Below are 23,489 nucleotides of genomic sequence, written 5' to 3' on the forward strand. Positions count from 1 at the left end.
AGATACCTGTTACAACCATCATGACAGCGGCGCGAAGGCGACCGCCGTAAACCGGAAAGCGCGCGGCGACCGCCTGTGCGCAGCCGCCCACAATAAAGCAAACGATAATACTTATCAATCATATCAATAGGTGAAAACAGCGTTGTCGAAATGTAATAATTTGTTTTTTCTCGCCATTTTTCAAACCACCACGCTTTCCCCCGCCAACGGCCAGTAGGTTAATTATTCTGAAAATTATTCCTGATCCGACCAGACTCTGACAAATAGCGGCAAAACCACATAGAATCCAAAACCACAGCACCGCGCGTGCAAAAAACTTTCAGGCCGCCGCAAGAGCGGCCTTATTGACGAGGCTGTAATGAGAAGTCCATCTCCGGCGGTAACGCCCAAACGCCCGGCGCTGCTGAACTGGCTGTTGCACAGCCCGCTGCACGCCGATGACGAACCGTTTCAACGCCAGCTGCGTCTCACGCTGACGCCCTCTCCTCTCACCCCCTGGCTGAATGCCGTGGGGCCGGCCGCGCTGTTGGCGGGGTTCGCCTGGCTGAACCAACCGCTGGTCGGTATCGGCCTGCTGCTGCTGTTGCTGCTGTTGACCGCCGGGCGCGCCAGGTTGGCGCAAAGGCGCCAACCCGCCTGGCCGAACGCCATGCTGGTGACAGTGTTGTTGTGGGCGCTGCTGGTTGGCGCCAGCGCCGCGCTGGCGATGCTGTCGGGCCGCTTCGTGCTGATCCTGTTCGCCGGCCTGACCATTACCGCCCTGGCCTGCTGGCTGATGCAGCGCCACGCCGCCGCCCCGCGCTTCGCACTGCTTGAGGTGATCGCGCTGACGCTGCCCTACCTGCTGGCGGCGCCGCTGTCGCGCGTGCAAAATCTGTTTGTCCTGGCGGATCTCGCGCCGCTGTGGCTGGTGCTGGCCCATGGCATGATCGCGCGCTACCACCGCCAACTGGTGCAGCACGTCACGCTGGCCTGGGAGAAGCAGCAGGCATCGCACCGCGATCGCCTGACCGGCTTTCTCAACCGTGCAGGCGGCGAGGCGGTGATGCGCAGCATCTGCCGCCCCGCCGCGGCGCAGCCGATCTCCCACCTGTTCATTCTCGAATTCGGCCCGCTGGCGGCGCTCTACCAAAGTCACGGCGTCCAGATCGGCGACGACGTGCTGCGCACCGTCGGCGAGCGCCTCAAAACGCTGATCCGCCCGAGCGACTACGTCTGCCGCTACACCGGCGGTCTGTTTCTGATTCTGGTGCACGATCTGCCCTACGGCGCGGAAAGCGAGTTCCTGGCGCGCATTGTGCCGCCGCTGGAGGCGCCCTACGATTTTGGCGCGTTCGGCGAGGTGAACATGCGGCTTAACGCCGGCATTTTGGCGCTGACGCAGAATTACGCGACGGTAGAGAGTTTGATGAGCTCGGCGCAGCAGGCGCTGGCGGAAGCCAAAGGCGGGAAAAAGTAAAACAAAACGCGGCGGGAGCCCCCCGCCGCGTGTCACTCACCGAAAATTACTTCACGTCCATCTTCGGGAATTCCATTTCGCTGTACTTCACGACACGGGTGCCTTGCGACAGCTTGTAACCGAACCAAATCAGCAGGAACAGCGGAATGCCGATGTAGGTCGCGGTCACGCCGTACCAGTCAATCTTGTCTTGCAGGAAAGCCTGGTAATTCTGGCCCAGGGTAATGATCAGGCACAGCACGAAGGCGAAGATCGGCCCCAGCGGGAAGAACCCGGAACGGTACGGTAAGTCGTTGAGATCGCGCCCCTGCAGCATGTAACCGCGACGGAAACGGTAGTGGCTGATAGCGATGCCCAACCAGGCGATGAAACCGGTCATGCCCGAGGTATTGAGCAGCCACAGGTAAACCGACTGGTTGCCGAACATTGACGTCAGGAAGCACAGGCCGGCCACCACGCAGGTCGCATACAGCGCGTTGCGCGGCACGCCGCCTTTTGACAGCTTGGCGAAAATGCGCGGCGCCTTGCCTTCCGATGCCAGGGTGTACAGCATGCGGGTCGATGCGTACATGCCCGAGTTACCGGCCGACAGCACCGCCGTCAGGATCACCGCGTTCATGACCGCCGCCGCCGACAACAGGCCGGCATGCTGGAACACCAGGGTGAACGGGCTGACGCTGATGTCTTTCACGTCGTTGCGCAGCAGGCTCGGATCGGTGTACGGAATGATCAGGCTGATGATCAGAATGGCGAAGATATAGAACAGCAGGATACGCCAGAACACCTGACGCACTGCGCGCGGGATGTTTTTACCCGGATTCTCCGATTCGCCGGCCGCGATGCCGATGAGCTCGGTGCCCTGGAACGAGAAGCCGACGATCATGGCCACGCCGATCATCGCCGAGAAGCCGCCGGCGAACGGCGCATCCCCAATGGTCCAGTTCTGCCAGCCGGCATGCTCGCCGCCTTTCAGAATGCCGACAATCATCAGCACGCCGACGGCGATGAAAATAATCACGGTGCTGACCTTGATCAGCGCGAACCAGTATTCCGCCTCGCCGAACCCTTTCACCGAAATGTAGTTCAGCAGGAACATCAGGCCGAGGAACAGCGCGCTCCAAACCCAGCCGGGAGTGTCCGGGAACCAGTAGCTCATCACCAATTGCGAAGCCACCAGGTCAACAGCGATGGTCACCGCCCAGTTGTACCAGTAGTTCCAGCCCAGTGCGAAGCCGAAGCCTTCTTCCACGTATTTGGCGCCGTAGGTGGAGAATGAACCGGAGACCGGCATAAAGGCCGCCAGTTCGCCCAGACTGGTCATCAGGAAGTACACCATCAAACCGATCAGAGCGTAAGACAGCAGCGCCCCGCCGGGGCCGGCCTGAGAAACCGTGGCGCCCGAGGCGACAAACAGGCCGGTGCCGATGGAGCCGCCGATGGCGATCATGGTCAAATGCCGGGCTTTCAGCTCGCGGCGCAATCCGGGAGCTTGCTGCCCCGATGTTTTTATATCCTGCTGAGCCATTCGTTCCCTATCTATCTGCTCTTCGAAAAATGAGGGCGGATTGTAACAAATACCCGCCGGTGAACTAGCAACATTGCACCGATATAAGATAGCTTCATAATTCAGAGGCAATTATTAGCCGCGGCCCTTATGGCCTTACTTACTCTCATTAATGTGAGCGCGCGCAGGTTTTTATGCTTTCTTTTGCCTGCGCGGCGATAGAAGACGTGACGCGCTGTCGATTACAGCGCGCAATAGCTGAGAAAACGCTGCAAGGCGTTGGAAATGTGCTTTTGCCGATGGCGGATCAGGTACAGGGTGCGCCGCAGCGGCGGCAGCGGCACCGGCAGTTCCACCAGCGCGCCGCTGGCCAACTGCTCCGCCACCACGCGCCGCGACAGGCAACTGATGCCGATACCGTGCCGCACCGCATGCTTGATCGCCTCCGAGTTGCCGAGCTCCATCACCAGCTGGAAGTGCGGCAGGTGCGCCAGCAGCAGGTGATCCAGCACCTCGCGGGTGCCCGAACCGCGCTCGCGCAGGATCCAAGGCGCATTCGCCAGCGCCTCCAGCGTCGGCGGCTGGCGGGTCAAGGGATTGTCCGGCGCGGCGAACACCACCAGCTCATCCTCCAGCCACGGCTGCGTCACCAGCTCCGGCATATGGCAAGGCCCTTCGATCAGCCCCAGATCGACGCGGAAATCCGCCACCGCCACGATCACGTCCTGGCTGTTGCCAACGTTCAGCTCCAGCGGCGTGGCCGGAAAGTCCCGGCGGTAACGGGCGATCATCTCCGGCAGCATGTAGTTGCCGATGGTGCTGCTGGCGGCGATGCGCAGCGCCCCCCCGTCATGGCGAAACAGCTGCTCGATCTCCCCCGCCTGCTCCAGCAGCGCCAGCGCCTTGGGATACAGCAACCGGCCGTGTTCGTTGATCACCAGCCGTTTGCCGACGCGATCGAACAGCTGCACGCCCAGTTGCCCCTCCAGATCCGCCAGCGCCGCGCTGACCGCCGACTGCGACAGCGCCAGCACCACCGAGGCCTGAGTGGTCGAACCGCTTTTCAGCACTTCGGTGAAGACTTCCAGTTGACGCAACGTGATATGCATAGTCGTCCCGGTATTGAAAAAGGGTTCTGCCAGAGAACCGCAAAATTAATGTCAACATGATGTGGGGAGCCCGGCCAGGCTACCCCGTTTGCGGCCAGTTCGACGCGCTACTTGCCCAAGGCGACCAGCTGCGCCGCCGCGGCCAGCGCCGCCTCGCGCGGCGTGCCGGCTTCGTCCCGCTGTATCAATTGCAGCATCGCCACGAGATGGTCGCGGTCGATCGCCTTGTTTTCTTCAATCAACCGCCGCACCGCGCGCCCCACTTCCTGATCTACCTGCTCTCTGCGTTGATCGTCGGTATCCATCGCCTGCTCCTGTTCAGTTGGAAAGTTGACGGCGGCTTGCCGCTCCACCTCACCCTAGCCGCAATGCGACTTTATGCCAATGCCTGACGCAATACCACTTATTCAGATAGGTTATAAATATATAATCAATTTCTCTTTTATTCAGCCCAAACGTACTCTTAGCAGCAAGAAACAGACTGAAGGACTGACTTTTATGGCGACTGATACCACTCACACTTACCCCGAGCGACGCTTTCCGCTGTTCGGCCTGCCGCGGCTGGTGCCGGGGCTGGCGCTGACCGGCGCGCTCACCGCGCTGGCCGTCTGGGCCGGCGATATTCCCTGGGTGGCGGAGCTGGGGCTGGGGGCGCTGACGCTGGCGATCCTGCTCGGCATTCTGGTGGGCAACACGCTGTACCCCCGCTGGCAAACCGTTTGTCACGGCGGCGTGCAGCTGGCCAAACAGCGCCTGCTGCGTTTGGGGATTATTCTTTACGGCTTCCGGCTGACCTTTCAGCAGATCGCTGACGTGGGCGCCAGCGGCATTATCATCGACGCGCTGACCCTGATCACCACCTTCCTGCTGGCCTGTTGGCTCGGCAAGAAAGTGTTCGGCATCGACAGCCAGACCGCGATACTGATCGGCGCCGGCAGCAGCATTTGCGGCGCGGCGGCGGTGATGGCCACCGAGCCGGTGCTGAAGGCCGACTCCAGCAAAGTGGCGGTAGCGGTCTCGACCGTGGTGGTGTTCGGCACCCTGGCTATCTTCGTTTACCCGTGGCTGTATCAGTTGAATGAACACTTCCAGTGGCTGCCGTTCAGCCAGGAAACCTTCGGCATCTACGCCGGCTCCACCATTCACGAAGTGGCTCAGGTGGTCGCCGCCGGGCACGCCATCGGGCCGGACGCCGAAAATGCGGCGGTGATCGCCAAGATGATCCGCGTGATGATGCTGGCGCCGTTCCTGCTGCTGCTGTCGGGCTACATCAGCCGCGGCAGCGCAGGCAAGGCGGAAAAATCCGCCATCACCATTCCGTGGTTCGCCGTGCTGTTTATCGCCGTCGCCGGGCTGAACTCCTTCAACCTGCTGCCGGCCACGCTGGTGCGCCATCTGATCACCGCCGACACCTGGATGCTGGCGATGGCGATGGCGGCGCTGGGGTTGACCACCCACATCAGCGCCGTGCGCCAGGCCGGGGTGAAACCGATTCTGTTGGCGACGCTGCTGTTCGTCTGGCTGCTGGTCGGCGGCGGCGCGATAAACCAACTGGTGCAACACCTGCTGTAATCGCCCTCGGCGGCCCGCTTCGGCGGGCCGCCGCTTTTCGCCATTCAATCCGCCCGCCATCAATGCCATAATGTCACCGATAACACAGGAGAATGAAGATGAAGTTTGTCGGTGCACATGTCAGCGCGTCAGGCGGCGTGGATCAGGCGGTTATCCGCGCGCACGAATTGGAGGCGACCGCGTTCGCCCTGTTCACCAAAAATCAGCGTCAATGGAAGGCCGCGCCGCTGGCCGCCGACGTTATCGATAAGTTCAAGAGCGCCTGCGCCCAGTACGGCTTCGGGCCGGGGCAGATCCTGCCGCACGACAGCTACCTGATCAACCTGGGCCACCCGGTGACCGAGGCGTTGGAAAAATCACGCGAGGCGTTTATCGACGAACTGCAGCGCTGCGAACAACTGGGGCTGACGCTGCTGAACTTCCACCCCGGCAGCCACCTGCTGCAAATCGATGAAGACAAATGCCTGGCGCGCATCGCCGAATCGATCAATATCGCGCTGGACAAAACCGCCGGCGTGACGGCGGTGATCGAGAACACCGCTGGCCAGGGCAGCAACCTGGGCTTCAAATTCGAACACCTGGCGGCGATCATCGACGGCGTGGAAGACAAAAGCCGCGTCGGCGTCTGCATCGACACCTGCCACGCCTTCGCCGCCGGGTACGATCTGCGTACCGAAGAAGAGTGCGAGCGCACTTTTAAGCAGCTTGGCGACATCGTCGGCTTCAATTACCTGCGCGGCATGCACCTGAACGATGCCAAGAGCGAGTTCAACAGCCGCGTCGACCGCCACCACAGCCTGGGGGAAGGCAACATCGGCAAAACGGTGTTCAGCTACATCATGCGCGATCCGCGTTTCGACAATATCCCGCTGATTCTGGAAACGGTAAACCCGGACATCTGGGCGGAAGAGATCGCCTGGCTGAAGGCGCAGCAGTAACGCGGCGCCCAAACGACAAAACCGGAGCCTGGGCTCCGGTTTTTTTATGGCTGGATCGCCGTTACGCCACGCTGGCCGCCGGTACTTCAGCACGTTTCAGCAGGGCATAAGCCACCCCGGCCAACAGCGTGCCGGCGGCGATCGCCACCAGGTACAGCAGCACCGGCGAAATCGCGCCCGGAATCAGCAGCACGAACAGCCCGCCGTGCGGCGCCATCAGTTTGGCGCCGAACGCCATCGACAGCGCGCCGGTCAGCGCCCCGCCGGCGATGCAGCACGGCAGCACGCGCATCGGATCGCGGGCGGCGAACGGAATCGCCCCTTCGGTGATGAAGCACAGCCCCAGCACCAACGCCGCCTTGCCGCCTTCCTGTTCGGATTTCGGGAACTTGCGGCGCGCCAGCAGCGTCGCCAGACCCATCGCCAGCGGTGGCACCATGCCCGCCGCCATGATTGCCGCCATCGGCGCATACACCGAGGAACTGAGCAGCGCCACGCCGAATGCATAGGCCGCTTTATTCACCGGGCCGCCCATATCGGTGCACATCATGCCGCCGAGGATTGCCCCCAGCAGTACGGCGTTGGCGGTGCCCAGCGATTGCAGCCAATGGGTCAGGCCTTCCATGATTTTCGCCACCGGCGTGCCGACCACGTAAATCATGATGAGACCGGTGATCAGGCTGGCCACCAGCGGAATGATCAAGATGGGCTTCAGCGCTTCCATACTCTGCGGCAGACGCAGCTTGCTGCTGATCGCCTTGGCGACGTAACCCGCCAGGAAACCGGCGATGATGCCGCCGAGGAACCCGGCGCCGGTGCTCACCGCCAGCATGCCGCCGATCAGGCCCGGCGTCAGGCCCGGACGATCCGCGATGGAAAAGGCGATGAAACCGGCCAACACCGGCACCATCAGCGCGAAGGCGGAGCCGCCGCCGATCTGCATCAGCGCCGCCGCCAACGTGCCTTTGACTTCAAACGCCTTGATGCCGAACACGAAAGACAGCGCGATACACAGGCCGCCGGCCACCACCATCGGCAGCATGTAGGACACGCCGGTCAGCAGGTGACGATACGGGCCGTTGCCCTCTTTCTTCTTCGCCGCCGGCGCCGCGCCGCCGCGCTGCTGCGGCTGGAACACTTCAGCTTCGGCCAGCGCCTTGTCCAGTTCCTGCGCGGTTTTCTTCAGCGCCAGGCCGGTGGAAGTACGATACATCGGTTTACCGGCAAACTTGTCCAGATCCACCTCGATGTCCGCCGCGACGATCACCAGATCCGCCGCCGCCACTTCTTCCGGGGTGATGGCGTTACCGGCGCCCACGGAGCCGCGCGTTTCCACTTTCACCCACCAGCCGCGTTTCTTCGCTTCACTTTCAATGGCTTCGGCCGCCATAAAGGTGTGCGCCACGCCGGTTGGGCAAGCGGTGATCGCCACGATGCGTTTTTGCCCATCGGCTTTCACCGGCGCCGCCGCCTGCGGCGCCTGATAGGTTTCAGCTTCGGCCCTGGCGCGCGCCAGAAAAGCGTCCGGTTCACGCACCGCCTGTTCTACATCGCCCACATACACCAATTTGCCGTTCAGCCCGGCGTCAGCAGGGGCAGCCTGCCCCGCCACCGCCACCAGTTCGGCGTCCTGCAGCGACTCGACCAGCGTCAGGCCGGTTTTGGCCGCGGCGGCCTCCAGCATGCGTTTCGCCAGGTGGCCACGGGCCTGCCCCAGCGAACTGTCTACCATCAGCAGCGTTTTCATTCTGCCTCCTGCTATTGATTGAAAGGTTTCAGATCGACGCGCGCCATCATCGCGGCCAACTGGGGACGATCGGTCACGCCGACGTTGCTCTGGCTGACCGCCAGCGCCGCTACCGCCGTGGCCAGACGCAGAGTGTGTTCGCTGGATTCGCGCATCAGCAGGCCGTAAATCAGACCGCCTACCATCGAATCGCCGGCGCCCACGGTACTGACCACCTCACAGGACGGCGGTTTGGCGATCCAGGCGCCGGATGCGTTAACCCACAGCGCGCCTTCCGCGCCAAGGGAGATAACCACGTGGGCGATGCCCTGCTCGCGCAGCGCATGCGCGGCCTCGACCACGTCCGCCAGCGTCGGCAGCGGGCGACCGGCCCAGATTTCCAGCTCGCGGCGGTTCGGTTTGACCAGCCACGGCGAGGCCTTCAGCCCGGCGACCAGCGCTTCGCGGCTGCTGTCGAAAATGATGCACGGGCACTTGGCGCGCAGCTGGGTCATCCAGTCGGTAAAGGCGTCGGGATCGACGCCGGCCGGCAGGCTGCCGCTCACCGCCACCATGTCAAATTGGCCCAGCCAGCTCAGCGAGTCGCTGACGAAGCGATCCCAGTCCTGCGGCGTCACTTCGAAGCCGGAGAAGTTGAAATCGGTCACTTCGCCGTCTTTTTCCGTCAGCTTGACGTTGATGCGGGTGCGCCCCGGCACCACCTGAAAGCGGTTGGCGATCCCCAGATCGCTGAACAGCAGCTGGAAACCGTCCTGATTGTCTTTGCCCAGGAAGCCGCCGACGGTGACGTCGATGCCCAAATCCTTCAACACCTTGGCGACGTTGATGCCCTTACCGGCGGCGTGCAGGCCGGCGGTTTTTACCCGGTTGACTTCCCCGCGCTCGATCTGCGGGCAGAAACCCACCAGATCGTACGCCGGGTTCAGGGTGATCGTTGCTACTCTTCTGCTCATGCTGCGCCCTCGCCCAGTCCTTCATTAATCGCTTCGCCTATCGCCTTCAGCGCGGCTTCAGCATCTTCTCCATTGGCGGTAAAGCGCAGGTGATGCCCTTTCTTCACGCCCAGCGCCACCACCTTCATCAGGCTGCGCCCGTTGGCCGGCTTGCCGCTGCCGTCCAGGTTGGTGACGGTGATGTCACTGTTGAAACTTTTGATCACGTTGACCAGCGCCGTGCCCGGCCGCGCGTGCAGACCATGCTCGTTGCGGATCACGAATTCGGCGCTCAGCACGCTGCTTTCCTCAGCCACTTCACTGGTCAGCAGCGCCAGCACCCCGGCGGCATCCGCCTTCAGCAAACGTTCAGCTTTACTGGCCAGCAGCAGATCGCTGAGGTAGTTGAGCACCGCCAGCGGCTGCGCGTCGGCGACCGACACCGTCAGCAGCAGCGCCACCGGCTCGCCGTCTTCCACGAAAGCCTGCGCCGGGCGGCTGACGGTGGCCGCGCTGGCCAGGTTGCCTTCGACGCTGTCGCTCAGCCAGATGCCCTGCCCCAGGTTCAGCGGCTTGCGGGTAATGACATCACTGACGAACTGCGCGTTGACCGCGCCGGCCTTTTGCAGCCGGCCGGCGTTCAGCGCCTGCAGCGTCATCAGGCTGTCGGCGGCGACGTCGAGCGCAATCAGCGAGACGTCGAACTGGAATTCGGCGCTCTGCTGTTCGCCCATCAGCAGGCTGCGCAGTTCCTCCGCAGAGGTGGTTTGCGCCAGCCGCTCCGCCACGCTGTCATCGCTCAGGACGTGAGTGAGCTGGCGCAGCAGCGCCAAATGCTCGTCGGAGCGGGCGGCGATGCCGATCGCCACATAGGCGGTCTGGCCTTCGCCCCACGCAATGCCCTGCGGGAACTGGAACACCTGCACGCCGGTTTTCAACACCAGATCGCGAGTATCGGTGGTGCCGTGCGGAATGGCGATGCCGTTACCCAGATAGGTGGACGTCTGCAGTTCGCGCTGCAGCATGCCGTCCACGTAGCCGGCGCTGACGCAGCCGGCGTCGGTCAGGGCGGCGGCCACCAGGCGGATGGCCTCTTGCTTACCGTCGGCAACAGCGCCCAGATGAATGTCTTGCGGTGACAACTGGAACATGATTCTCCTCTCCTGCTGAATTGAATCGTTTCAGCTTCATTGAGAAAAAGGAGCGTTATCCGTTCGCCACAAGCGGCCGGACAACGCTGAAACGTTTCAAGGAGTGTGTGAGCTGCACAAGACGAAAGCAAGCTTTCTCCCTTTCGCCATTGCAGATTTTTGAGCTTACGCACACTTTCATCGGCTCATTGGTCAGCGCCGGAGCAAAATGACATACTGTGCTGAAACTTTGCTGACGGAGAAAAGCATGAACGTAGTGACGGGCGTCGGGGTGATCATCGTCAACCCACAAGGTGAGATTTTGTTGGGTAAACGCTGCGGCTCCCACGCGCCCTTTTGGTCGATCCCCGGCGGGCATCTGGATGCCGGTGAAACCTTCGAGCAGTGCGCCCAGCGCGAAATCGCCGAAGAAACCGGGTTGCTTATCGATCCGCCGCGCTTCGTTGGCGTCAGCAACAATCTGCAAACCTGGCGCGCCGAAGGCAAACACACCGTGTCTATCTGCCTGCAGGTGGATCACCCCGGCGGCAACGCCGAGCTGAAAGAGCCCGAGAAATGCGCCGAATGGCGCTGGTGCGCGCCGGACGCCCTGCCGGAACCGCATTTCGAAGCCAGCCGCACGGCGATCCGCCTGTGGTTGAGCGGCCAGGCCTATCTGCCCACGGCCTGACCCATCGCGAGCGCGTGCTGCGCTCGCTTTCCCTGCTGCATCGCCCCACCGCTATATAATTTAGAACATAACGCTATTTTTTGCGATATACGCCATTTTTTTGACTACGGATAACCCTATGGGGTTAACCCTCTTCTATCATTACCCCTGCAATCGACGTGGCATTCTGACCTCCGGTCGGTGGCCTTTTGGCAAGATTTTATTTTAAATTCATAATTATAAGCGGGTTTACCATGAGCAAAAAACTGACTGGCTTTGAAAAAAAGCGCCGGTGGGGATGGCTATGGCTTTTGCTGCTGGGGATTATCCTCGGCGCGGCGCTGTTGGCCGGGACTGCCACCGTCTTCCATAAAACCAGCGATACCGCCTTCTGCGTTTCCTGCCACACCATGCAACAGCCGCTGGCCGAATATCAGGGCAGCGTCCACTTCCAAAACACCAAGGGCATCCGCGCCGAGTGCGCCGACTGCCACGTGCCCCATCAGCCGATCGACTACCTGTGGACCAAGATCCGCGCGGTGAAAGACATTTACGGCGAGATGGTCGGCACCATCGATACGCCGGAAAAATACGAAGCGCACAAGCTGGCGATGGCGCAGTCGGTCTGGAAAACGCTGAAAGAGAACGACTCGGCCACCTGCCGCTCCTGCCACAGCTACGACGCCATGGACATCACCGCCCAGCGCCCTGAGGCGCGCCTGCAGCACCCGGTGGCGATCAAACAGGGCGAGACCTGCATCGACTGCCATAAGGGCGTGGCCCACATCCTGCCGGACATGAGCGGCGAAACCCAGGCCGGCGCCGCCGAGCTGGCGAAGGCCGCGGCGTTGACCGCCCCGGGCGCCACCACCCTCTACACCATCGCCACCGAACCGTTCTTCCTCGGCGCGGACGACAGCCATAACGCCGGCAACCTGATGCCGTCCACCGAAGTGCAGGTGGTGAAACAGGAGGGCGACAAGGTGCTGGCCACCGTGAGCGGCTGGCAACAAGACGGCGTCAGCGAAGTGTTTTACGCCGCGCAGGGCAAGCGCATCCTCAGCGTGCTGCTGGGTGAGGACGCGCGCCAACAGCTGAAGACCGCGTCGACTCAGACCGATGCGGAAACCGGCCTGGTCTGGCATCAGGTTTCTTTGCAGGTGTGGCTGCCGCGCAAGCAGCTGATCGACGATCAGCAAAAAATCTGGCGTTACGCCGCGGACATGATGTCGGCCAACTGCACCGGCTGCCACGGGCTGACCGCGCTCGATCGCTTCAACGCCAACCAATGGATCGGCGTCATCAAAGGCATGGCGCCGCGCACCTCGCTGACGCAGGAACAGCTGCGCGTGCTGACGCAATACGTACAAAAACACGCCAGCGACATGCCACCTGCCACACCGGCCAAGCTTTAAGGGAGAAGCGCAATGAGCAACCAACAACCGTTAAAAATGAGCCGCCGCCGCTTCCTGACCGGCGCCGCCGCGCTGACCGCCGCCCCGCTGCTGGCGGGCTTATGGCCCAAAGCGGCGCTGGCGCAGGCCATCAGCGAAGCGCTGCCGCAGTTCATCGTCTTGCGTCAGGCGCAAAAAGGCATCCTGACCGGCGCCCACTGGGGCGCGTTTGAGGCCATCGTGCAGGACGGCAAGATGGTCGGCGTGCAGCCGGTGCAGGACGATCCGTATCCCAATGAGCTGATCACCATGGCGCCTTATCAGGTGCACGCCGAGAACCGCATCAAATACCCGATGGTGCGCAAAAGCTGGCTGGAAGGCGGCCCCGGCAGCCGCACCGAGCTGCGCGGCCGCGATGAGTGGGTGCGCGTCAGCTGGGACAAAGCGACCGAGCTGGTGTGCAATGAGATCGTTCGCCTGCAGAAAGATCACGGCCCGCAGTCGATCTACGCCGGTTCCTACGGCTGGAAAAGCGTCGGCATGCTGCACAACAGCCGCACGCTGCTGCAGCGCCTGATGAACCTGACCGGTGGTTTCCTCGGCTACGCCGGCGACTACTCCACCGGCGCGGCGCAGGTGATCATGTCGCACGTGGTCGGTTCGATGGAGGTCTACGAACAGCAGACCGCCTGGCCGAACGTGATCGAGAACAGCGAGTTGGTGATCCTGTGGGGCTGCAACCCGATGGTCACGCTGAAGAACAGCTGGAACGTGCCGGATCACGTCGGCCAGACCGGCTTCGAAGCGCTGAAGAAGAAAGGCACCCGGGTGATCAGCATCGATCCGGTGCACAATGACAGCGCCAAGTTCGTCAATGCGCAGTGGATCGCCCCGCGCCCTTACACCGACGGCGCCATGCTGATCGGCATCGCCCACACGCTGCTGACCGAGAAGCTGCATAACCCGGACTTCCTGAAAACCTATACCGTCGGCTTCGACAAGTTCCAGGCCTACCTGCTGGGCGAGAACGACGGCGTGGCGAAAACCGCCGAATGGGCGGCCGACATCAGCGGCGTCGATGCCGGCACGCTGCGCGCGTTGGCGCGCGAGATGGCGAAGAGCCGCACCATGATCATGGGCGGCTGGGGCATTCAGCGTCAGCACCACGGCGAACAGCAGCACTGGCTGTTGGTGACGGTGGCGGCGATGCTCGGCCAAATCGGCCTGCCGGGCGGCGGCTTCGGCTTCAGCTACCACTATTCGTCCGGCGGCAGCCCGACCGCCAAGGGCGGCATCATCGCCGGCATCTCCGCCGGCAATGCGCCGAAGAACTCGCCGGCGCCGATCCCGGTGGCGCGCATCGCCGAATGCCTGAGCAATCCGGGCAAAACCATCGACTTCAACGGCGCCAAGGTCACCTACCCCGAGGTGAAAATGGTGTATGTGGCGGGCGGCAACACTTTCCACCAGCATCAGGACACCAATAACCTGGTCAAAGCCTGGCAGCGGCCGGACACCATCGTGGTCAACGAGCCTTACTGGACCGCCACCGCCAAGCATGCCGATATCGTGCTGCCGGCCACCACCAGCTACGAGCGCAACGATCTGGAAATGGGCGGCGACTATTCGCAGCTCTACGTGTTCCCGATGCATCAATGCGTGCCGCCGCAGCACGAATCGCGCAGCGACTTCGACATCTTCTCGGCGATGGCGGCCAGGCTGGGCGTGCAGGAAGCCTTTACCGAAGGCAAGGACGAAACCCAGTGGCTGAAAGGCATGTACGACGACATGAAAAACCAGGCGCGCGCCGCGCGGGTGGCGCTGCCGCCGTTCGACATGTTCTGGCAATCCAACAACTACGTGCGTTTCCCGGTGCCGGAGGCCAATAAGCAGTGGGTGCGCTTTGCCGACTATCGCGACAACCCGCTGCTGAACCCGCTGGGCACGCCGTCGGGCAAGATCGAGATCTACTCCGATGCCATCGCCAAAATGCATTATGCGGATTGCCCCGGCATCCCGACCTGGATGCCGCCGCACGAGTGGTATCGCGGGCCGGAAGCGGCCAAGTATCCGCTGTCGCTCAATACCGCGCACCCGACCAATCGGCTGCATTCCCAGCTCGACAATACGCCGCTGCGCAAGAAATACGCGGTGGCGGATCGTGAGGCGATCTTGATCCACCCGCAGGACGCGCAGCCGCGCGGCATCACCGGCGGCGATCTGGTGCGGGCGTTTAACGATCGCGGCCAGATCCTGGTGGGGGCGGTGGTCAGCGAAGACGTGCGGCCCGGCGTGGTGCGCATCAGCGAAGGCGCCTGGTTCGATCCGGCCGATCCGGCGCAGCCCGGCTCGCTGTGCAAGAACGGCAACGTCAACTGCCTGACCTTCGACATCGGCTCTTCCAGCCTGGCGCAGGGCAACTGCGGGCAGATGGCGCAGCTGCAGATCGAGAAATATCAGGGGCCGGCGCTGAAAAATACCGCACACGCGGTGCCGCAAGGCGCCTGATTTACCGGCAAGCAAGGGGGCGCGGCGCGCCCCTGTTTTCTCGTCGCCGCGCGACAGAGTCGCTTACTCTGCGCCGAGGGATAGCGGTTTGCGTTTCATTTCAACGGGCGTATGATGCGCGCGAGCTCCCTTTTTCGACGAATTATCAACCGCCATGCCAACTTCATCCGCAGTAACGCGACGCACGCCCGATCTCACTTCGCTGGCCTTTTTGGCGGTGGCCTTCCTAACCGGTATCGCCGGCGCGTTGCAAACCCCGACGCTGAGCCTGTTTCTGGAAACCGAAGTCAAGGTGCGGCCGGCGCTGGTCGGGCTATTCTTTACCGGCAGCGCGGTGATCGGCATTCTGGTCAGCCAGTTTCTCGCCGGCCGTTCGGATAAAAAAGGCGACCGCAAATCACTGATCTTCCTCTGCTGCATGCTGGGCGCGTTGGGATTCACCCTGTTCGCCTGGAGCCGCAACTATTACCTGCTGCTGCTCGTCGGCGTGCTGCTCACCAGCTTCGGCTCCACCGCTAACCCGCAAATGTTCGCGCTGGCGCGCGAACACGCCGATCGTACCGGGCGCGAGGCGGTGATGTTCACCTCTATCATGCGCGCCCAGGTCTCGCTCGCCTGGGTAATCGGCCCGCCGATCGCCTTCGCGCTGGCGCTGGGATTCGGCTTCAAGACCCTGTATCTGGCGGGCGCGGCGGCCTTTGTGTTGTGCGGCCTGCTGGTGTGGCAGCGGTTGCCTTCGATGCCGAAAGCCGTCGCGACGGGCGCCCCGCTGGCCGCGCCGCGCCAGCATCGCCGCGATGCGCTGCTGCTGTTCGCCGCCTGCACCCTGATGTGGACCGCCAACAGCATGTACCTGATCACTATGCCGCTGTATGTGGTGCACGAACTGCGGCTGCCGGAGCGGCTGGCCGGGATATTGATGGGCGCCGCCGCCGGGCTGGAGATCCCGATCATGCTGCTCGCCGGGCTGGCGGCGAACCGCTGCGGCAAGCGTTTCCTGATGCGCGTGGCGGTGGCCGCCGGCGTGCTGTTCTACGCTGGTCTGCTGCTTATCACCGGCAGTGGGCAACTCATCGCTCTGCAGCTGCTGAATGCGGCGTTTATCGGCGTGCTGGCGGGGATCGGCATGCTCTATTTCCAGGATTTGATGCCCGGTCAGGCCGGCACGGCCACCACGCTGTTCACCAATACCATTCGGGTGGGTTGGATCATCGCCGGCGCCCTCGCCGGCGCGGTGGCGGAAATCTGGAGCTACCATGCGGTGTTTTACGCCGCGCTGGCGATGGCGGCAGGCGCGACGCTGTGTCTGTGGCGGTTGAAAGACGCTTAAGGCGCGGTGTCCGCTTCCAGCCTGGCGAGATAAATCAGCGCCTGATCGCGGTGATCGTGGCACATGTCGCGGCTCGGCTGCAGGCTGCCGCACACCTTCGGCCGCAGCGGCGAATGAAACAGGCCGCAGCGCAGCCGCTCATCCAGATGAATGCAGCGGGTATTGGCGGGCTTGCCGTTTGGCATGCCGGGGATCGGGCTGGATATTGACGGCGCGATACAGCAGGCGCCGCAGTCGCTGCGACAGTCCATCAGCGCTACTCCTGGCGGGCTGGGGAAAAGAAGCGCGACAATAGCAGCCGCGTGCGGCCGCCGCCAGCAGAATCCCTGCGCCTTGCCGATCTTTACACTCGTCCCGCAACCGTCTTACCCCGGCCGATTCGCCGCATGGCGAATAAACGCCCAAAAAGCCGCAATTTAAAGACAAAAACGCGTGAAGCGTGCAATTCCTACGCTTTACATGCGCCATACACACATGTACCATTGAGCTAGTACAAAAGAACCTCTTCCCTCAGGAGCACGCATGTCTACGGACACCATCCAGAAGCTGGCCCGCCCTTCCGTCCTCGGCGGCGCGATGATCATTGCCGGAACCGCCGTTGGCGCCGGCATGTTTTCCATTCCGATCGTCACTTCCGGTGTCTGGTTCAGCGGCTCCGTCGCGCTGCTGGTGTATACCTGGGCCTGCATGCTGCTTTCCGGCCTGATGATCCTCGAAGCCACGCTGCACTACCCGAGCGGCGCCAGCTTCAACACCATGGTCAAGGATCTGCTGGGCAAAGGCTGGAACGCCGTGAACGGCCTGTCGGTGGCGTTCGTGCTGTACATCCTGACCTACGCCTATATCTCGGCCGGCGGCTCGATCATCGCGCACACGCTGGAGGGCATCGTCGGCGTCGGCCAGACCACCGCCGGCCTGGTGTTCGCGCTGGTCGTGGCGTTTATCGTCTGGCTCTCCACCCGCGCGGTCGACCGCCTGAGCACCATTCTGATCGGCGGTATGGTGATCACCTTCGTGATGTCGGTGGGCGACATGTTTACCCACGTGCAGCCCGCGGTGCTGTTCAACACCGGCGATGACCAGGCCAGCTATCTGCCTTACGCCCTGGCGGCGCTGCCTTACCTGCTGACCTCATTCGGCTACCACGGCAACATTCCCGGGCTGGTGAAGTACTACCGCAAGGACAGCGGCTCCGTGGTGCGCAGCCTGGTGTACGGCACCCTGCTGGCATTGGCGATCTACATCCTGTGGCAGTATGTGATCCAGGGCAATATCGCGCGCGACGCCTTTAAGCAGGTGATCGCCGAGGGCGGCAACATCGGCAGCCTGCTCAAGCAAATGGGCAACGTCTCCAGCAGCCAAACCGTCAGCCAACTGCTGAACGCCTTCTCCTATATGGCGCTGGCCAGCTCGTTCCTCGGCGTGTCGCTGGGCCTGTTCGACTACCTGGCGGACTTCTGCAAGTTCAAGGACGACGCCGTCGGGCGCAGCAAGACCGCGCTGGTGACCTTTGTGCCGCCGACCCTGGCCGCGCTGCTGTTCCCGAACGGTTTCCTGTACGCCATCGGCTTCGCCGGGCTGGCGGCCACCGTCTGGGCGGTGATCGTGCCGGCGCTGATGGCGCGCGCCAGCCGCCGCCGCTATCCGCAGGCCGGTTACCGCGCGCCGGGCGGCAACGGCGTGATCCTGTTCGTCATCCTGTTCGGGTTGATCAACGCCGCCGCGCATATTCTGTCGCTGTTCGGCCTGCTGCCGGTCTTCCGGTAATCCTCGAAGGGAGAGCGCCTGCTCTCCCTTTCCCGCACTGTTTTTACGCCGGGCTATTGCCTGAAATCGGCGGCGCGAGTACCTTGTCGCAACTTCTCTAATACTCTTCATTGCGGATGAATTGAAATGGCAAGAGCTAACGAAATTAAGCGCGGCATGGCGATCAGCTACAACGGCAAGCTGCTGCTGGTAAAAGATATCGACGTGCAGAGCCCGAGCGCCCGCGGCGCCAGCACCCTGTACAAAATGCGCTTCTCCGACGTGCGCACCGGCCTGAAAGTGGAAGAACGCTTCAAGGGCGACGATATCCTGGACACCATTTCCCTGTCGCGCCGCAAGGTGAACTTCTCCTATATCGACGGCGAAGAATACGTGTTCATGGATGACGAAGATTACACGCCGTACATCTTCAAGAAAGACCAGATCGAAGACGAGCTGCTGTTCATTCCGGAAGGCGGCCTGCCGGGCATGCAGGTGCTGACGCTGGATGGCCAGGTGCTGGCGCTGGAGCTGCCGCAGACCGTGGATATGGAAATCGTCGAGACCGCGCCGGGCATCAAAGGCGCTTCCGCCAGCGCCCGCAACAAACCGGCCACCATGGCGACCGGTCTGGTGATCCATGTGCCGGAATACCTCAGCGCCGGCGACAAGATCCGCATTCATATCGCCGAACGCCGCTACATGAGCCGCGCCGACTAGTCGCGCCAGCGGGGCCGATGCTCGGCCCCGTTTCATTTTCCGCTACGGCAATTCCGGGAAAAAGCGCCGCTTGAGCGCCAGCTCGACGCCGCGCAGCTCCGCCAGCCCTTTCAACCGCCCGATGGCCGAATAGCCCGGATTGGTTTTCTTTTTCAAATCGTCCAGCATCTGATGCCCATGATCGGGGCGCATCGGGATCGGCCGCCGATCGCCCGCCCGCTGCCGACGCAGTTCTTCGGTCAGGATCGCTTCGATCACCGCCACCATGTCCACATCGCCCTGCAGATGCGCCCCCTCGTGGAAGCTTTTCGGGTTTTCCTCGCGGCAGGTGGCGCGCAGGTGGGTAAAGTGAATGCGATCGCCGAAGGTTTCAATCATCCGCACCAGATCGTTGTCGGCGCGCACGCCGTAGGAACCGGTGCACAGGGTGAAGCCGTTATGAATGCTGTCGACGGTCTGCTTCAGCCACTGCATGTCTTCAATCGTGGAGACGATGCGCGGCAGGCCGAGGATCGGCCGCGGCGGATCGTCGGGATGCACCGCCAGCCGGATGCCGGCCTCTTCCGCCACCGGCACGATGGCGCGCAGAAAGACCGCCATGTTTTCGCGCAGCTGCGCCTTGTCGATGCCGTCGTATTCCGCCAGACGGCGGCGGAACTGCTCCAACGTATAACCTTCTTCCGCCCCAGGCAGCCCGGCGATGATATTGCCCGTCAGCGTGGCTTTCTCCTCCTCGCTCATGGCGGCGAAATAGGCCGCCGCCTGACTGCGCTCTTGCGGCGTATAGTCGGCCTCGGCGCCGGCGCGCTGCAGGATATGCAGCTCGAACGCAGCGAAGGCGATCTGATCGAAACGCAGCGCTTTGGCGCCGTTCGGCAGCGGATAGGCCAGATCGGTGCGCGTCCAGTCGAGGATCGGCATGAAGTTGTAGCAGACGGTGTCGATGCCGCAGGCCGCCAGATTGCGCAGTGACTGCTGGTAATTGGCGATGTACCGCCGCCAGTCGCCGCTGTGAGTTTTGATCGCCTCATGTACCGGCACGCTCTCCACCACCGACCACACCAGCCCCTTTTCCGCCAACAGCGCCTGCCGCGCGCGGATCTCGTCGATCGGCCAGACTTCGCCGTTCGCGATATGATGCAGCGCCGTCACCACCCCGGTCGCCCCGGCCTGACGCACGTCGTCCAAAGAAACCGGATCGTTCGGGCCATACCAACGCCATGTTTGTTCCATGTATTGTCCTTATGCCTGTCTCGCACCGCAATGTTGTTATACCAGTTTAATTTAGATGTCAGTTATCTTTAACTTACTCTTTCGCCACGCGCTGTCAAAACCGAACCCCTCATTGGTTGATCCACTTCACGCTTCTGGCTTATTTTGGACTGACCAATTCCTTTAACCGGCCGACATCCTTACACTGGTCGCAGTTTTTTATCACCGGCGCCACCCTGTCTATGTGGCAGAAAACTGGTCTGCTAACTTGGCGCAAGTGGCCCGCCAGCTGTCTTACATGCTTTGGAGATGAGATGAAAACGATCGCCAACACCCCGCTGCCGGGCGCCGTACGGCAGCCGGGCTATGACCGCCGGGCCCTGCGCAGCCGCATCGTGCACCTTGGCTTCGGCGCGTTCCACCGCGCGCATCAGGCGCTGCTGACCGATCGGGTGCTGAACGCCCACGGCGGCGACTGGGGCATTTGCGAGATCAGTCTTTCCGGCGGCGTGCCGCTGTTTGAGGCGCTGCGGCAACAGGATCATCTGTACAGCGTGCTGGAGAAAGGCGCGGACGGCCATCAGGCCATCGTGGTCGGCGCGGTGCATGAGAGCCTGCACCGCAAGCTGGAGGGCATCGCCGCGGTGCTGGAGAAGCTGGCCGAACCGCAGGTGGCGATCGTCTCGATGACCATCACCGAAAAAGGCTACTGCATCGAACCCGGCAGCGGACGGTTGGATCGACAGCATTCGGGGATCGTCGCCGATCTGGCGTGGCCGCATCAGCCGCAGACCGCGCCCGGCATTTTGGTGGAAGCGCTGCGGTTGCGGCGCGAACGCGGCCTGCCCGCCTTCTCCCTGCTTTCCTGCGACAATATTCCGGAGAACGGCCACGTGTTGCGCCGGGCGGTGCTCGATCTGGCGCAGGCGCGGGATCCGTCGCTCGCCGACTGGATCGCCACCGCCGCCACCTTCCCCTGCACCATGGTGGATCGCATCGTGCCGGCCGCCACGCCGGCCACGCTGGATGAGATCGCCGCCGCGCTGGGCGGCGTGCGCGACGAATGCGCCATCGCCTGCGAGCCCTTCATTCAATGGGTAGTGGAAGACAACTTCACCGCCGGACGCCCGGCGTGGGAGTTGGCCGGCGCCCAGTTGGTCAGCGATGTGCTGCCGTTTGAACACATGAAACTGCGCATGCTGAACGGCAGCCACTCGTTCCTGGCTTACTTAGGCTACCTGGGCGGCTACCGCTATATCAACGAGTGCATGGCGGATGAGCACTACCGCCGCGCCGCCCTGCGGTTGATGCTGGACGAACAGACGCCGACGCTGAGCGTCACCGGCATCAGCCTGCCCGACTATGCCGCACGGCTTATCGCGCGCTTCAGCAATCCGGCGCTGCAACACCTCACCTGGCAGATCGCCATGGACGGCACGCAGAAACTGCCGCAGCGCCTGCTGGATGCCGTGCGCTGGCATCTGCGGCACGGTGGCGACTATAGCGGGCTGGCGCTGGGCGTGGCGGGCTGGATGCGTTACGTCGGCGGCGTCGATGACGCCGGTGAGCCGATCGACATTCGCGATCCGCTGGCAGACGTGCTGAAGCAGACGATCGCCGCAACGCCGGACGATCGGCGGCGCGTAGCGGCGCTGTTGGCGTTGAAATCGGTATTCGGCGAAGCGCTGGCGGCGCATGCGGCATTTACCGAAGCGGTGACGCAAGCCTATTTGTCGCTGCGCGATCGCGGCGCGCGTGAAACGGTGAAGGAGTGGGTGATGCGGTGAGGAGCCTGCAGGGCCGAGAATAACCATGCCGGCGTAACGTTACGCCGGCATGGCGGAACGACTTAACGATAAACGACCGTCATAACAGCGAGTTTCTTCTGTTGGTCCACCCACTTCATTTCGGTTGTGCCTAGATTTAGCGGAAGTTCTTTGCGTGTAGTATCAAAACCTGACAACGCTTGCTGGGCCTGATAACGCTGGCCGTTGCGGTAACATTGCGTATTCGCCTTAGAATCTGCAATATTGACCGTGCAAGGACTTTCAACGATAGAACCGACGAAGCGAATTACCCCGCCGGCCACTCCTGCATGACTCACTGCCGTCCATGAAAACAACATTCCTACGATCAAAAATAACCGAAAGGCATTCATGGCAACCTCATTTTTAGTTAAGCCAATTTAACCATAGAGGATCTTGTTAGGAATAATCGCAAGGAAAGGGACGAGATTTGATCGTTAATCTCGTCATTAACAATGTAAAAACAAGCTACTAACAAAAGTTAACCGCCTCTAATACAGGGTCTTATCTAAGAATTTTCTTGTTATAAACGGTGGATTTTGTCGGTTGAAAAGCGCATGGTGACGTGCAAAATTTGCGAGATAGAGCACAAATTTAAATCGCGGCCGTTTCACCGATACGGCTGCGTAACTCATTTATTAAGCAGGTTAATTTTTGCGCCAGGAATTATTAATGACCAAAACCAATTTGATTACCGGTTTCCTCGGCAGCGGCAAAACCACCACTATCCGCCATTTGCTGGCTCATAAGCCCGAACATGAACGCTGGGCGGTATTGGTCAATGAGTTCGGCGAGATCGGTATTGACGGCGCGCTGCTGGCGGACAGCGGCGCGGTGCTCAAAGAGATCCCCGGTGGCTGCATGTGCTGCGTCAACGGCCTGCCGATGCAGGTGGGCTTGAATATGCTGTTGCAGCAGGCCAAACCGGATCGGCTGCTGATCGAGCCGACCGGGCTCGGGCATCCGAAACAAATCCTGTCGCTGCTGACCCAGGAGAGTTATGCCGGCTGGATCGATCTGCAGGCCACCCTGTGCCTGCTGGATGCCCGCCAGCTCAGCCAGCCCCGCTACCGCGACAACGAAAACTTCCGAGATCAGCTGGCCGCGGCCGATATTATTTTGGCCAGCAAAAGCGATACCTACCGGCCGGAAGACAAGCTGGCGCTGGAGGCCTGGAAGGCGCAAGACCCGCTGCAACGGCCCTGCTATGCCATCGCGCAAGGCGAAGCGGATGTCGCGCTGTTGTCACTTCCGCGCACGAATCGTACAGAATTGCCGGACGCGCAGCATCATCATGGTCAGGCGAAAAAGCAGGGGCTGGCGGCGCTGCGGCTGCCGGAGCACGCCCGCTGGCGGCGAGCGTTGAATGAAGGGCAAGGCTTCACCAGCTGTGGCTGGATTTTTGACGGCGATACCCGGTTCGACACCGTCGGTTTCATGGAATGGGTGCGACTCGCGCCGGTCGAACGCGCCAAAGGCGTGGTGCGGATCCCCGAAGGCACATTGCTGATCAATCGTCAGGGGCAGGATCTCAACATCGAAACCCGCCCGGTCGCGCCGCTCGACAGCCGAATTGAGCTTACCCACAGCGAAAATGCCGATTGGAATGCCCTGCAATCCGCCTTGTTTAAGATTCGTTTAAGTTAGACCCCGTACCGTTTCCCCCCGGTTGCCGCAGGGTAGCCGGGTTTTATTTCGTTTTCATTTTTCCAA

20 protein-coding genes are annotated in these 23,489 nt (G+C 62.1%); 11 read left to right on the forward strand and 9 right to left on the reverse strand.

The features are described 5' to 3' along the window. Positions 1 to 358 precede the first annotated feature (358 nt). Positions 359 to 1,459, forward strand: a complete 1,101-nt coding sequence (locus J0F90_RS16245; protein WP_033639851.1) for a GGDEF domain-containing protein — start codon at positions 359 to 361, stop codon at positions 1,457 to 1,459. A gap of 46 nt (positions 1,460 to 1,505) precedes the next feature. Here J0F90_RS16245 and J0F90_RS16250 read toward each other — a convergent pair whose 3' ends face one another. The 3 genes from J0F90_RS16250 to J0F90_RS16260 form a co-directional block, all read right to left on the reverse strand. Continuing rightward, positions 1,506 to 2,984: an amino acid permease gene (locus J0F90_RS16250; protein ID WP_033639849.1), complete on the reverse strand. Its 1,479-nt coding sequence runs from the start codon at positions 2,982 to 2,984 to the stop codon at positions 1,506 to 1,508. A gap of 221 nt (positions 2,985 to 3,205) precedes the next feature. Next, positions 3,206 to 4,072 carry a DNA-binding transcriptional regulator YeiE gene (gene yieE / locus J0F90_RS16255; RefSeq protein ID WP_016926991.1) on the reverse strand — a complete coding sequence of 289 codons (867 nt, stop codon included), beginning with the start codon at positions 4,070 to 4,072 and terminating at the stop codon, positions 3,206 to 3,208. Positions 4,073 to 4,179: 107 nt separating this feature from the next. Beyond that, positions 4,180 to 4,377: a hypothetical protein gene (locus J0F90_RS16260; RefSeq protein WP_016926990.1), complete on the reverse strand. Its 198-nt coding sequence runs from the start codon at positions 4,375 to 4,377 to the stop codon at positions 4,180 to 4,182. Between the two features lie 193 nt (positions 4,378 to 4,570). Between J0F90_RS16260 and J0F90_RS16265 the strand changes: the two genes are divergently transcribed. Next, positions 4,571 to 5,644 (forward strand): YeiH family putative sulfate export transporter, encoded by a 1,074-nt coding sequence (locus J0F90_RS16265; RefSeq protein WP_016926989.1) that lies wholly within the window; start codon positions 4,571 to 4,573, stop codon positions 5,642 to 5,644. A gap of 98 nt (positions 5,645 to 5,742) precedes the next feature. Beyond that, positions 5,743 to 6,582, forward strand: a complete 840-nt coding sequence (nfo, locus tag J0F90_RS16270; protein WP_033639848.1) for a deoxyribonuclease IV — start codon at positions 5,743 to 5,745, stop codon at positions 6,580 to 6,582. A 61-nt stretch (positions 6,583 to 6,643) separates the two neighbouring features. On the opposite strand, the gene fruA is transcribed toward nfo, so the two are convergent. The 3 genes from fruA to fruB are packed head-to-tail and all read right to left on the reverse strand — an operon-like array spanning position 6,644 to position 10,412. Continuing rightward, positions 6,644 to 8,329 (reverse strand): PTS fructose transporter subunit IIBC, encoded by a 1,686-nt coding sequence (fruA, locus tag J0F90_RS16275; protein ID WP_033639847.1) that lies wholly within the window; start codon positions 8,327 to 8,329, stop codon positions 6,644 to 6,646. 11 nt (positions 8,330 to 8,340) lie between these two features. Beyond that, positions 8,341 to 9,282, reverse strand: a complete 942-nt coding sequence (gene fruK, locus J0F90_RS16280) for a 1-phosphofructokinase (protein WP_015378523.1) — start codon at positions 9,280 to 9,282, stop codon at positions 8,341 to 8,343. Next, a complete protein-coding gene (gene fruB, locus J0F90_RS16285; protein ID WP_033639846.1) occupies positions 9,279 to 10,412 on the reverse strand; it encodes a fused PTS fructose transporter subunit IIA/HPr protein in 1,134 nt (377 codons plus the stop codon). The genes fruK and fruB overlap by 4 nt, the downstream gene beginning before the upstream one ends. Before the next feature lie 247 nt (positions 10,413 to 10,659). On the opposite strand from fruB, the gene J0F90_RS16290 reads away from it, so the two are divergent. The 4 genes from J0F90_RS16290 (at position 10,660) to J0F90_RS16305 (ending at position 16,293) form a co-directional block, all read left to right on the forward strand. After that, positions 10,660 to 11,082: a nucleotide triphosphate diphosphatase NUDT15 gene (locus tag J0F90_RS16290; protein ID WP_016926985.1), complete on the forward strand. Its 423-nt coding sequence runs from the start codon at positions 10,660 to 10,662 to the stop codon at positions 11,080 to 11,082. A 233-nt stretch (positions 11,083 to 11,315) separates the two neighbouring features. After that, positions 11,316 to 12,476: a NapC/NirT family cytochrome c gene (locus tag J0F90_RS16295; RefSeq protein WP_033639845.1), complete on the forward strand. Its 1,161-nt coding sequence runs from the start codon at positions 11,316 to 11,318 to the stop codon at positions 12,474 to 12,476. Between the two features lie 12 nt (positions 12,477 to 12,488). Beyond that, positions 12,489 to 14,963, forward strand: a complete 2,475-nt coding sequence (torA, locus tag J0F90_RS16300) for a trimethylamine-N-oxide reductase TorA (RefSeq protein ID WP_033639844.1) — start codon at positions 12,489 to 12,491, stop codon at positions 14,961 to 14,963. A 154-nt stretch (positions 14,964 to 15,117) separates the two neighbouring features. Then, complete coding sequence (locus J0F90_RS16305; RefSeq protein WP_033639843.1) at positions 15,118 to 16,293, forward strand: sugar efflux transporter; 1,176 nt, start codon at positions 15,118 to 15,120, stop codon at positions 16,291 to 16,293. Here J0F90_RS16305 and J0F90_RS16310 read toward each other — a convergent pair. Continuing rightward, positions 16,290 to 16,544: a YkgJ family cysteine cluster protein gene (locus tag J0F90_RS16310; protein ID WP_015378527.1), complete on the reverse strand. Its 255-nt coding sequence runs from the start codon at positions 16,542 to 16,544 to the stop codon at positions 16,290 to 16,292. The genes J0F90_RS16305 and J0F90_RS16310 overlap by 4 nt on opposite strands. Before the next feature lie 271 nt (positions 16,545 to 16,815). Here J0F90_RS16310 and mtr point away from each other — a divergent pair, with 271 nt between their 5' ends. After that, positions 16,816 to 18,060, forward strand: coding sequence for a tryptophan permease (gene mtr, locus J0F90_RS16315; protein WP_033639841.1), 1,245 nt, complete (start codon positions 16,816 to 16,818; stop codon positions 18,058 to 18,060). Between the two features lie 126 nt (positions 18,061 to 18,186). Then, positions 18,187 to 18,759 (forward strand): elongation factor P-like protein YeiP, encoded by a 573-nt coding sequence (gene yeiP, locus J0F90_RS16320; RefSeq protein ID WP_004935725.1) that lies wholly within the window; start codon positions 18,187 to 18,189, stop codon positions 18,757 to 18,759. A 42-nt stretch (positions 18,760 to 18,801) separates the two neighbouring features. Here the strand turns inward: yeiP and uxuA are convergent, their stop codons facing one another. After that, on the reverse strand, positions 18,802 to 19,992 hold the full coding sequence (uxuA, locus tag J0F90_RS16325; RefSeq protein WP_033639840.1) for a mannonate dehydratase: 1,191 nt from the start codon (positions 19,990 to 19,992) through the stop codon (positions 18,802 to 18,804). 293 nt (positions 19,993 to 20,285) lie between these two features. On the opposite strand from uxuA, the gene J0F90_RS16330 reads away from it, so the two are divergent. Continuing rightward, entirely contained in the window at positions 20,286 to 21,758 is a 1,473-nt protein-coding gene (locus J0F90_RS16330; protein ID WP_033639839.1) for a mannitol dehydrogenase family protein, read from the forward strand. 62 nt (positions 21,759 to 21,820) lie between these two features. Here J0F90_RS16330 and J0F90_RS16335 read toward each other — a convergent pair whose 3' ends face one another. Beyond that, a complete protein-coding gene (locus J0F90_RS16335) occupies positions 21,821 to 22,129 on the reverse strand; it encodes a type 1 fimbrial protein (RefSeq protein WP_033639838.1) in 309 nt (102 codons plus the stop codon). A gap of 319 nt (positions 22,130 to 22,448) precedes the next feature. Between J0F90_RS16335 and J0F90_RS16340 the strand changes: the two genes are divergently transcribed. Beyond that, positions 22,449 to 23,423 (forward strand): CobW family GTP-binding protein, encoded by a 975-nt coding sequence (locus J0F90_RS16340; RefSeq protein ID WP_033639837.1) that lies wholly within the window; start codon positions 22,449 to 22,451, stop codon positions 23,421 to 23,423. Positions 23,424 to 23,489: the final 66 nt, after the last annotated feature.

The organism is Serratia marcescens subsp. marcescens ATCC 13880 (assembly GCF_017299535.1).
GTDB lineage: Bacteria > Pseudomonadota > Gammaproteobacteria > Enterobacterales > Enterobacteriaceae > Serratia > Serratia marcescens.